The 8,974-nt window shown below is 70.8% G+C and carries 12 protein-coding genes; 3 read left to right on the top strand and 9 right to left on the bottom strand.

The window, feature by feature from the left end; all coding sequences use genetic code 11:
* Positions 1 to 139: uracil phosphoribosyltransferase (locus ACTHNQ_RS06535; protein ID WP_440332166.1), on the bottom strand; the 139-nt coding region annotated here is incomplete at its 3' end.
* A gap of 144 nt (positions 140 to 283) precedes the next feature.
* Here ACTHNQ_RS06535 and ACTHNQ_RS06540 point away from each other — a divergent pair.
* Both ACTHNQ_RS06540 and ACTHNQ_RS06545 read left to right on the top strand, forming a co-directional pair.
* The gene (locus tag ACTHNQ_RS06540; protein WP_440332167.1) at positions 284 to 715 is read left to right on the top strand and encodes a nucleoside deaminase; all 432 of its coding nucleotides are present in this window, start codon (positions 284 to 286) and stop codon (positions 713 to 715) included.
* Between the two features lie 93 nt (positions 716 to 808).
* Positions 809 to 1,534, top strand: a complete 726-nt coding sequence (locus tag ACTHNQ_RS06545; RefSeq protein WP_440332148.1) for a DUF2306 domain-containing protein — start codon at positions 809 to 811, stop codon at positions 1,532 to 1,534.
* A 78-nt stretch (positions 1,535 to 1,612) separates the two neighbouring features.
* On the opposite strand, the gene ACTHNQ_RS06550 is transcribed toward ACTHNQ_RS06545, so the two are convergent.
* The 5 genes from ACTHNQ_RS06550 to ACTHNQ_RS06570 form a co-directional block, all read right to left on the bottom strand.
* Positions 1,613 to 2,542 carry an LLM class F420-dependent oxidoreductase gene (locus tag ACTHNQ_RS06550; protein ID WP_440332150.1) on the bottom strand — a complete coding sequence of 310 codons (930 nt, stop codon included), beginning with the start codon at positions 2,540 to 2,542 and terminating at the stop codon, positions 1,613 to 1,615.
* A 13-nt stretch (positions 2,543 to 2,555) separates the two neighbouring features.
* Positions 2,556 to 3,527, bottom strand: a complete 972-nt coding sequence (locus ACTHNQ_RS06555; RefSeq protein ID WP_440332152.1) for a cation diffusion facilitator family transporter — start codon at positions 3,525 to 3,527, stop codon at positions 2,556 to 2,558.
* Positions 3,528 to 3,596: 69 nt separating this feature from the next.
* Complete coding sequence (locus ACTHNQ_RS06560; protein ID WP_440332154.1) at positions 3,597 to 4,709, bottom strand: alpha/beta fold hydrolase; 1,113 nt, start codon at positions 4,707 to 4,709, stop codon at positions 3,597 to 3,599.
* A 145-nt stretch (positions 4,710 to 4,854) separates the two neighbouring features.
* The gene (locus ACTHNQ_RS06565; protein ID WP_440332156.1) at positions 4,855 to 5,520 is read right to left on the bottom strand and encodes an SRPBCC domain-containing protein; all 666 of its coding nucleotides are present in this window, start codon (positions 5,518 to 5,520) and stop codon (positions 4,855 to 4,857) included.
* Position 5,521: 1 nt separating this feature from the next.
* A complete protein-coding gene (locus ACTHNQ_RS06570; RefSeq protein WP_440332158.1) occupies positions 5,522 to 5,917 on the bottom strand; it encodes an ArsR/SmtB family transcription factor in 396 nt (131 codons plus the stop codon).
* An 81-nt stretch (positions 5,918 to 5,998) separates the two neighbouring features.
* On the opposite strand from ACTHNQ_RS06570, the gene proC reads away from it, so the two are divergent.
* Positions 5,999 to 6,844, top strand: a complete 846-nt coding sequence (gene proC, locus ACTHNQ_RS06575; protein WP_440332160.1) for a pyrroline-5-carboxylate reductase — start codon at positions 5,999 to 6,001, stop codon at positions 6,842 to 6,844.
* 3 nt (positions 6,845 to 6,847) lie between these two features.
* On the opposite strand, the gene ACTHNQ_RS06580 is transcribed toward proC, so the two are convergent.
* From ACTHNQ_RS06580 to ACTHNQ_RS06590, 3 genes are all read right to left on the bottom strand, one after another.
* Positions 6,848 to 7,225, bottom strand: coding sequence for a nuclear transport factor 2 family protein (locus ACTHNQ_RS06580; RefSeq protein WP_440332162.1), 378 nt, complete (start codon positions 7,223 to 7,225; stop codon positions 6,848 to 6,850).
* 38 nt (positions 7,226 to 7,263) lie between these two features.
* Positions 7,264 to 7,923 (bottom strand): NAD-binding protein, encoded by a 660-nt coding sequence (locus tag ACTHNQ_RS06585; RefSeq protein ID WP_018172943.1) that lies wholly within the window; start codon positions 7,921 to 7,923, stop codon positions 7,264 to 7,266.
* Between the two features lie 4 nt (positions 7,924 to 7,927).
* Positions 7,928 to 8,974 (bottom strand): potassium transporter TrkG (locus tag ACTHNQ_RS06590; protein ID WP_440332164.1); only part of this gene is annotated, 1,047 nt, incomplete at its 5' end.

The raw sequence follows: 8,974 nt of genomic DNA on the forward strand, positions 1-8,974 counted from the left end.
CGTTGCGGGTCGCCTCGTACGCGAGCAGTGTCACGAGCTCTTCGGTGAGCTGACGGAACACCGGCGACGGCGTGCGCTGGTCGCGCAGCACCGTGAGCTTGTGAGTGATGAGAGGGTGGTCGGCGACGTGCAGGCGCATGACCCCAGATTACTGGGCGCGCGGTCCGTCTCCCAGATCAGGAGATCTCGCGGGATCTCCTGGCTCCGCGAACGGAGACCGCCCGCCGCACCGCCCGCCGGATACGCTCGGGGGGTGAACGTGGACCCGGCCGATCTCGCCGCGATGGATCGTGCGCTGCAGCTCGCCGCGCAGGCGGGCGAGTCCGGCGACGTCCCGGTCGGGGCGGTGGTGACGGATGCCGGCGGCACGGTGATCGGCGAAGGCCTGAACCTGCGCGAGCGCGACCATGACCCGACTGCGCACGCCGAGGTCGTAGCCCTGCGGGCCGCAGCCGCCGCCCACGGCGGATGGAACCTCGACGGCTGCACCCTCGTCGTGACCCTCGAACCGTGCCTGATGTGCGCCGGCGCGGTGCTGCAGTCGCGCGTGTCACGGGTGGTCTTCGGTGCATGGGACGACAAGGCCGGCGCCGCAGGGTCCGTGTACGACGTGCTGCGCGACCGCCGCCTGCCGTACCGCGCCGAGGTGGTCGCGGGCGTGCGCGAGGCCGAGGCCTCCGCGCTGCTGCGCGGGTTCTTCGACGCCCGCCGCTGACGCCGTCGACCCCGTGGTTCGGGGGACTGCCGCGGCGGTTCCGGGGGACAGCCCCCTGCTGGCTGCCCGGCAGCCGGGCCTAGCGTGACGGCCATGACCCGGCTCATCGAACCCGTCCGCACCGCACCGGCGGTCGCGCGCCCGGGCGGGATCCGCTCCCGCATCGGCTGGACGTTCGTCCTGCTCACGGCGGTCGCGATCGTCGCCTACTCGGCCGTCCCGTACTTCACCGCGTCGCTGCAGGACCTCGCCGGGGATGACGTGGGGCTCGCATCCACCTATGCGTCCGCGCCGGGATTCGTGCAGGGTGCGTTCTACGCGCACATCGTCGGCGGAGCGGTCGCGCTCGTCGCGGGGCCGTTCCAGTTCTGGCGCGGCCTGCGCACCCGCGCGCCTCGGGTGCACCGGTGGACCGGCCGCGTGTACCTCGTCGCGGTCGCGGTCGGTGCGATCGCGGGCCTCGTCATCGCGCCCTGGAGCCGGGCCGGCTCCGTCGGGTTCTTCGGGTTCGGGGCGCTCGCCGTCATGTGGTTCGTCACGGCGTGGCGTGCGTACCGGGCGATCCGCCATGGCGACGTGCCGAGCCACCGTGCCTGGATGATCCGCAACTACGCGCTGACGTACGCGGGCGTCATGCTGCGCATCTGGCTGCCGCTGCTGCTCATGGCCCCGCTCCTCTTCGGGCAGCCGTGGGAGTTCGACACCGCGTTCGCGAACGCGTACGCCGCGGTGCCGTTCCTGTGCTGGCTGCCGAACCTGGTGTTCGCCGAGTGGCTCATCCGCCGTCGCGGCCTGCCGTCGTACCGCCTGCCGGTGTGAGCGATGGATGCCGGGCGCCCGGCATCCTCTCTCCTTCCGCACGCACGCAACGCCGGGCCGGCGCGCCGGACGCCGGGCTCAGCGCGGCAGGTGCGGGAGCACCTCGGCGCCGAGGTACTCGACGTGCGACACGTCCTGCAGGTCCATGAGCTGGAAGTACACGCGCTGCGCGCCGAGCGCGGCGAGGCGTTCGACCTTGGCGACGATCTCGTCCCGGCCGCCGACGATGTTCACGTCGCCGCGCAGCTCGTCCGCCGTGCGTCCGATGTTCGCCGCGCGCCGTTCGAGCTCGGAGGCGGATGCTGCAGCCAGCGTGGGCAGGGCGACCGAGAGCTTCAGCGTGCCGGGGTCGCGCCCGATGCGCTCGCACGCGGCGCGGACGCCGGCGAACTTCTCGGCGATCACCGGCTCGGGCTGGAATCCGATGTTGAACTCGGTCGCGAAGCGCGCCGCCAGGTCAGGGGTGCGCTTCGGCCCACTGCCGCCCACGATGATGGGCACGCGCTCCTGGACGGGCTTGGGCAGGGCCGGGGCATCGGTCAGCTCGTAGTGGGCGCCGGCGAAGCTGTACGACCGGCCGACCGGGGTCGACCACAGCCCGGTCACGATCTGGAGCTGCTCTTCGAGCAGGTCGAACCTCTTCGCCGGGAACGGGATGCCGTAAGCCCGGTGCTCGCGCTCGAACCAGCCGGTGCCGAGCCCGAGTTCGGCGCGTCCGCCCGACATCGCGTCGACCTGCGCGACCTGGATCGCGAGCAGCCCGGGGGCCCGGTACGTGACCGACGACACGAGCGTGCCGAGGCGGATGCGCGAGGTCTCGCGGGCGAGTCCGGCCAGGGTCGTCCAGGCGTCGGTCGGGCCGGGTGTGCCGGCGCCGTCGCCCATGTGCAGGTAGTGGTCCGACCGGAAGAACCCGTCGAAGCCGAGCAGCTCTGCGGCCCGCGCGAAAGCGAGCTGGTCGTCGTAGCTCGCACCCTGCTGCGGTTCGGTGAAGACGCAGTACTCCATCGCGCGCGGCCTCTCAGTTGGACGAGGTGATGACGAACTCCGACGTCGGCGGCGCGGGATCGTCCCCGGGGCGGTAGATGTCGGGCTCGAAGTAGATCACGCGTGCCGCGGGCACCGCTTCGCGCACGCGCGCCTCGACCTTGTCGATGTCGGCGGCGACGTGGGCGAGCGGGGCGTCCGACGCGAAGCCCAGCTTGGCGGCGACGAGCAGTTCGTCGGGGCCGAGGTAGAGGGTTTTGATGTGGATGAGCTTCTCGACCTCGGGTCCGGACTCGATGGCGGTGACGATGCGGTCGTAGTCGGCATCCGTCGCCCCCTCGCCGACGAGCAGGCTCTTCGTCTCGACGCCGAGGACGATCGCGATGAGGATCAGCAGCGTGCCGATCATGAGGGTGCCGAGGGCGTCGAAGAGCGAGTTGCCGGTGATGACGGTGAGGCCGACGCCGAGCAGGGCGAACACCAGACCGGTGAGGGCGCCGACGTCTTCGAGAAGGACGACGGGCAGCTCGGGCGCCTTCGCGCGGCGGACGAACGAGACCCAGGACTGCCCCTTCGGGCGGACGTGGTTGCTCTCCTTCACCGCGGTGCGGAGCGAGAACGACTCGAGGCCGATCGAGATGACCAGCACCACGATGGGCAGCCACCACCACTTCTCGTCGAGCGCGTGGGGGTGGAGGATCTTCTCCACGCCCTCGTAGATCGCGAACAGGCCGCCGACCGAGAACAGGATGATCGACACGACGAACGCGTACACGTACCGTTCGCGGCCGTAGCCGAAGGGGTGCTCGCGGTCGGCCTGCTTCTTCGCCTTGCGTCCGCCGAGCATCAGCAGCAGCTGGTTGCCCGAGTCTGCGACCGAGTGGATCGCCTCGGCGAGCATCGACGCAGACCCCGAGAGGAACCACGCGATGAACTTCGCCAGGGCGATGCCCATGTTCGCCAGGAACGCCGCGAGGATCGCCTTGCCACCGCCGGAAGCACTCATGCCGACGAGTCTACGGATGCGGCAAGCCGGGCTCGTACGCGTGTCGGAGCGCCTCGCCCGGCGATCGTCTCAGTCCGACGAGCGCAGGATGATGGCCTCGGTCGGCGGGGCGGGGTCGTGCGGGTGGCCGACGTAGCCGATCGCCTCGAGCAGCGCGTGGCGGAACTCGGCCGGGCGCTCCAGGTGCGGCGAGTGCCCGACGCCCTCCAGGGCGACCTCGACGACCTGGCCGCCGACGGCGGCGTACCGGCCGAGCACGTCACGGGTCTGCGACACCATCTCTTGTGCGGGCGCGACGTCGTCGCCCGGCCAGCCGGGGATCACGCCGAGCTTGCCGAGGTTGTTCAGGTCGTAGAACGACGCGTCCGACACGATCGCGTCGGACGTGCCGCGGATCCACAGGATGGGCGGCTTCGGGTCGAGGTCGACGATGCCCGACACATCGAAGTGCCCCGGCGTCATCGTGTTGAGCACGCCGATCCGGCCGGCGCCGAAGCCGGGCCAGTTCTCGCTCGCGACGGCGTCGCCGGGGTAGTTGCCGGTCGCGGTCGAGGTGCTGAGCATCGACTCGACCCAGACGTCCTCGTGCTCGGTGGTGTAGCCGGAGGCGACGTACCCGGAGCGGAAGACGCTGCGCGGCGACGTCGAGGCCTCGTCAGTCGCGTCCCGATCGTTGAGTCTCTGCACGAAGTCGGGGTTGGCGCCGCCGCCGCCGCACCCGGCGTCGTCGTCGGTGAGGCGTGAGCCGTCGCGGCGCGTGCCGCCGAAACCGTACGGCGATACGGGCGATTGCAGCGTGAGGCTCAGTACCGGGTGATCGAGCGCGTACTGCATGACCACACCGCCGCCCATCGACCATCCGACGAGGTGGGCGGTCTCGATGCCGAGCGCCTGCAGTGTCGCGTGCAGGTCGTCGCTGAAGTCCCGCACGCCGCGCGTCGCGTCGACGGGTGCGTTCTCGGTGTCTCCGAAGCCGCGCAGGTCGACCGCGATGACACGGAGGTCTGAGGGAAGGTCTTGCATCGTCTCCTGCCAGAACAGCGAGGACGACACGTTTCCGTGGATGAGGATCACGGTGCGATCGGGCGGCGCGGCCGGGTCGTCGCCCGCACGCTCCAGGATGTTGACGGACAGCTGGGGCGTCTCCACGATGCGTGCGGTGATGCCGTCGAAGAGGGTCATATCGGGATTCTCCACGTCTCGCGAAGGCCCCTGCGCCCCCGCCATCTCCGAGGATAGTCCCGGCCGCACTCTTTGTGAATCACCTTTCAGGTTGCCGAGTCGGAGAGCGGATGCCGCACCGCGAGCGGCGCGGCATCCGCTCCGTTCACTCCCCGGCGGGTGCCTGTCCGGTGTAGAACCCGAAGGTGCTGTCGGCGGCGCGTCGCGCCGACGCGGCGTCGGCGCCGGCGGCCTCGTGTGCGGCGCCCCATGCGTCGGCGGCGCCGCGGTAGAACGCGCGGCCCTCGTCGGTGAACGCCCATGCCGCGGCCTGCTCGGGGGTCGGCCCCTCGCCGCCGGTGAGGTGCAGCGCCAGCCCGAGCAGCCCGCCGTCCCAGCCGACGCCGGTCGCGCCCGGGCCGTAGGTGTCCCAGAAGCCCGGAGGCATGTCGTCGGTGCGGGCGACGTGCTCGAGCTCGAGGCGCGTCCTGTCGTCGCCCTCCGCCGTGAGTCGCACGGTCAGCCACGTGACGCCGCCGCCGAACTCCCACGTCGCCTTGTAATGGGCCGCACCGCCGGCGGGCGGCGCGCACGCCTGGATGGTTCCCCCGGCGTTGCCCTCGAGCTGGTAACGGCCGCCGACGCGCAGGTCGCCCGAGATCGGGAGGAACCACCGGGTGATCCGCGGCGCGGTCGTGACGGCATCCCATACGTCGTCGATGGGCGCGGGGTACGTCTGCGCGAGCGTCTGCACGCGCGAGGCGAATCCGTCGATGTCTTCGTCGGCGATCTCGCGCGTCACCGCCGCGAGCTGGCCCTGTACGTCGACCATGTCAGTCCTCCTGAGGTTCGGTCGTGTCCGGTCGGTCTGTCTCATCGGTCCCGGCATCGCGCTCGGCCGCCAGCCGGCGTTCGCGGCGACCCCGGGCGAGCTCGGTCGCGAGGGCGTCGAGGTGCGGCTGCCAGAAGCGCCGGAACGGATCGAACCACGCGGCCGCGTCGGCGAGCGGCTCGGCCGCGATCGCGTACAGGCGTCGTGTGCCCTCGGGGCGCACGGTGGCGAATCCGGACTCGCGCAGCACCCGCAGGTGCTGCGACACGGCCGGCTGCGAGATGCCGAACTCGCGCTGCACCTCGTCGCCGATGTCGCCGGCGCTGAGCTCGCCCTCCGCGAGGAGCTCGAGGATGCGCCGGCGCACCGGGTCGCCGAGGATGTCGAGCGCGTGCATGCTTCAATGGTTGCGCGCAAACTTATATAAGTCAAGAGTGATTGAATGGATGCCGTCACGCCCCGCTCATAGGATGACGGCATGCCTGACAATGCTCCCGCCCTCCCGCCCATCGCGATCCTCGGAGCAGGCTCCATGGGCGGAGCGATCGCCCGCGGCCTGTCGCGCTCGGGTCTGGCGAGCGGGGGAGTGACCGCGACGAACCGGTCGCTCGCGAGCGCCCGGTCGCTGGAGGGGCTCGCCGACGTCACGAGCGTCGCCCTCGAGACGCAGCCCACGGGCAACACCGATGCCGCGGCCGCCGCGGATGCCGTGCTGGTCGGCGTCAAGCCCGCGATGGTGCCGGACCTGCTGCGCGAGATCGCGCCCGTGCTGCGCCCCGGAACGCTGGTGGTCAGCCTCGCGGCCGGCGTCACCATCGACACGTTCGAGCAGATCGTCGGCGACGACGTCGTCGTGCTGCGCTCGATGCCGAACACGCCCGCCCTCGTCGGCCGCGGTGTCACCGGCCTCGCCGCAGGCTCGCGCGCCGATGACGCCGCCGTGGCGACCGCCCGCCGGCTCTTCGAGACGGTCGGCACCGTCATCGAGGTCCCCGAGTCGCAGATCGACGCGCTGTCGACCATCTCGGGATCGGGCCCGGCGTACTTCTTCCTGCTCGTCGAGGAGTTCACCAAGGCGGCCGTCGCAAAGGGCTTCGCCGAGGCCGAGGCCCGCGTCATGGCCGAGCAGACCTTCATCGGCGCGGCGGCTCTGCTGGAGGCATCCGATCACGATCCCGCGGGGCTGCGCCGTCAGGTCACCAGCCCCAAGGGCACGACCGAGCGCGCCGTGGCCGTGCTGCAGGACGCGCGCCTCGACGAGGTGTTCGCGCGTGCGACGGATGCCGCGCTCGCCCGCGCGAAGGAGCTCGCCGCCGGCGCGTGAGTGTCAGCTCTTGTGCGCCTGGTCCATCCACCACTCGGTGAAGGCGTCGGCACGGCCGTCGGCGGCGAGGTCGACCACCCACAGATTGTTGTAGGTCGTGCCGGCGACGTAACTCGTCACCCCCTCGATGATCGCCCGCCGGCCGTCGACCGCCGTCACCCCGCCCTCGAAGTGGAAGCTTCCCGGCTCGTCGCGCCGCTGCGTCCAGGCCGCGACGATCGCGTCCTGCCCCTCTACCGGCGTCGTCCAGGGCTCGAACCGGTACACCGCGTCGGGCGCGAAGATCGCGCGGATGTCGTCGGGCGCGTTCGTGTCCCACGCGCGCAGGTAGCCGTCGAGCCACGCGCGCGCGGCCTGCATCGTCTCGTCTCGTTCGCTCATGCCGGCAGTCTGCGCCGGGCCGCCGACATCCGTCGGGATCAGCGCTCGAGCGAGGCGAAGCGCTCGATGTCGGAGTTCGTGCCCGACACGATGATGAGGTCGTGGTTGGTGACCACCGTGTTCGCCTCGGCGTAGCGGAACGGCTTGCCCGGGCTCTTCACGCCGACGACGGTGACGTTGTACTTGCTGCGGACCCCCGACTCGTTGAGGCCCTTGCCGCGGATGAACTTCGGCGGGTAGAGCTTCGCGAGCGCGAAGTCGTCGTCGAAGCGGATGAAGTCGAGCATGCGGCCGCTCACGAGGTGCGCGACGCGCTCGCCGGCCTCGCGCTCGGGGTAGATGACGTGGTTGGCGCCGACGCGGGCGAGGATCTTGCCGTGCGACTGCGACACCGCCTTCGCCCAGATCTGCGGCACCTTGAGGTCGACGAGGTTCGCCGTGATGAGAACGGATGCCTCGATCGACGAGCCGACCGCGACGACGGCGACCTGGAAGTCCTGTGCGCCGATCTGCTTCAGCGCGTCGATGTTCTTCGCGTCGGCCTGCACCGTGTGCGTGACGCGCTCCGACCACTTCTGCACCAGGTCGAGGTTCTCGTCGATCGCGAGCACCTCGCGGTCCAGGCGGTCGAGCTCGCCCGCGCACGCCGCGCCGAAGCGCCCCAGTCCGATGACCAGGACGGGCGCATCGCCCCTCATCCGCTCAACCAACGATCGGCCTTTCGACGGGCAGCGAGTACAGCTGCGAACGGTTGGACGCAGCCACGGCCGCGGCGAGAGTCACTGTACCAACGCGGCCCATGACGATCGTGATGGCGAGGACGTAGACGGCGGGATCGGGCAGCGTCGCGGTGAGTCCCGTCGACAGCCCCACGGTGGCGAAGCCCGAGATGACGTCGAACAGCACGTCGCCGAGATCGGCCTTGGTGATCTGCGTGATGATGATCGTCGAGATCGCGACGATGGTGGCGCCCCAGGCCACGACCGACAGGGCGACGCGCAGCACGTCGCTCGGGATGCGGCGGCCGAACACCTGGTTCGACGCGCGGCCCTTCGCCTCGGAGATCACCGCGAGCGCGATGACGGCGAGGGTCGTCACCTTGATGCCGCCGGCGGTGGACGCCGAGCCGCCGCCGACGAACATGAGCATGCAGGCCACCAGCAGGCTGGACTGGTTCAGCTGCCCGATGTCGAGGATCGCGAAGCCGCCCGAGCGCGTCATCGCCGACAGGAAGAACGCCTGGAACGTCGTGTCCCAGGCGTCGTTCGTGCCCAGGGTCAGCAGGTTGTCGTACTCCAGCACGAGGAACACGACGCCGCCGAGGAAGAACAGCCCCACCGTCGTGATGATCGTGAGCTTCGCGTGCAGCGACCAGCGGCGCACGTGCCACAGCTGGCGGCGCAGCGTGTAGATCACGGGGAACCCGATCGACCCCATGAAGACGCCGGCCATCAGCACGGTGAGGAAGAAGTAGTCGTGCCGGAAGGGCTCCAGGCCCTGCGGGTTCGGCGTGAAGCCCGTGTTGGTGAACGACATGGCCGCGTAGAACGGCGCCTCCCAGAGGGCGACATGCCACGGCACGCCCGCGAAGAGGAGGCCGGGGTACAGCAGGATCGCGATGCCCGCCTCGATGACGAGGGTCGACAGCGCGACAGTCGCGAGCAGGCTGCCGATCTGGCCGAGCTGGACGGTCTGGCTCTCGTTGACGGGGCCGCCGTGGGTGCGCAGCGGGTTGGTGTCGCTCGCGGC

Source organism: Microbacterium sp. (genome assembly GCF_051953575.1).
Lineage (GTDB): Bacteria > Actinomycetota > Actinomycetes > Actinomycetales > Microbacteriaceae > Microbacterium.

What these genes read in the sequence shown, in the direction of transcription:
- ACTHNQ_RS06540 (WP_440332167.1), top strand. Translation starts at nt 284, where the DNA reads ATGGATCGTGCGCTGCAGCTCGCCGCGCAGGCGGGCGAGTCCGGCGAC.
- ACTHNQ_RS06545 (WP_440332148.1), top strand. Translation starts at nt 809, where the DNA reads ATGACCCGGCTCATCGAACCCGTCCGCACCGCACCGGCGGTCGCGCGC.
- ACTHNQ_RS06550 (WP_440332150.1), bottom strand. Translation starts at nt 2,542, where the DNA reads ATGGAGTACTGCGTCTTCACCGAACCGCAGCAGGGTGCGAGCTACGAC.
- ACTHNQ_RS06555 (WP_440332152.1), bottom strand. Translation starts at nt 3,527, where the DNA reads ATGAGTGCTTCCGGCGGTGGCAAGGCGATCCTCGCGGCGTTCCTGGCG.
- ACTHNQ_RS06560 (WP_440332154.1), bottom strand. Translation starts at nt 4,709, where the DNA reads ATGACCCTCTTCGACGGCATCACCGCACGCATCGTGGAGACGCCCCAG.
- ACTHNQ_RS06565 (WP_440332156.1), bottom strand. Translation starts at nt 5,520, where the DNA reads ATGGTCGACGTACAGGGCCAGCTCGCGGCGGTGACGCGCGAGATCGCC.
- ACTHNQ_RS06570 (WP_440332158.1), bottom strand. Translation starts at nt 5,917, where the DNA reads ATGCACGCGCTCGACATCCTCGGCGACCCGGTGCGCCGGCGCATCCTC.
- proC (WP_440332160.1), top strand. Translation starts at nt 5,999, where the DNA reads ATGCCTGACAATGCTCCCGCCCTCCCGCCCATCGCGATCCTCGGAGCA.
- ACTHNQ_RS06580 (WP_440332162.1), bottom strand. Translation starts at nt 7,225, where the DNA reads ATGAGCGAACGAGACGAGACGATGCAGGCCGCGCGCGCGTGGCTCGAC.
- ACTHNQ_RS06585 (WP_018172943.1), bottom strand. Translation starts at nt 7,923, where the DNA reads ATGAGGGGCGATGCGCCCGTCCTGGTCATCGGACTGGGGCGCTTCGGC.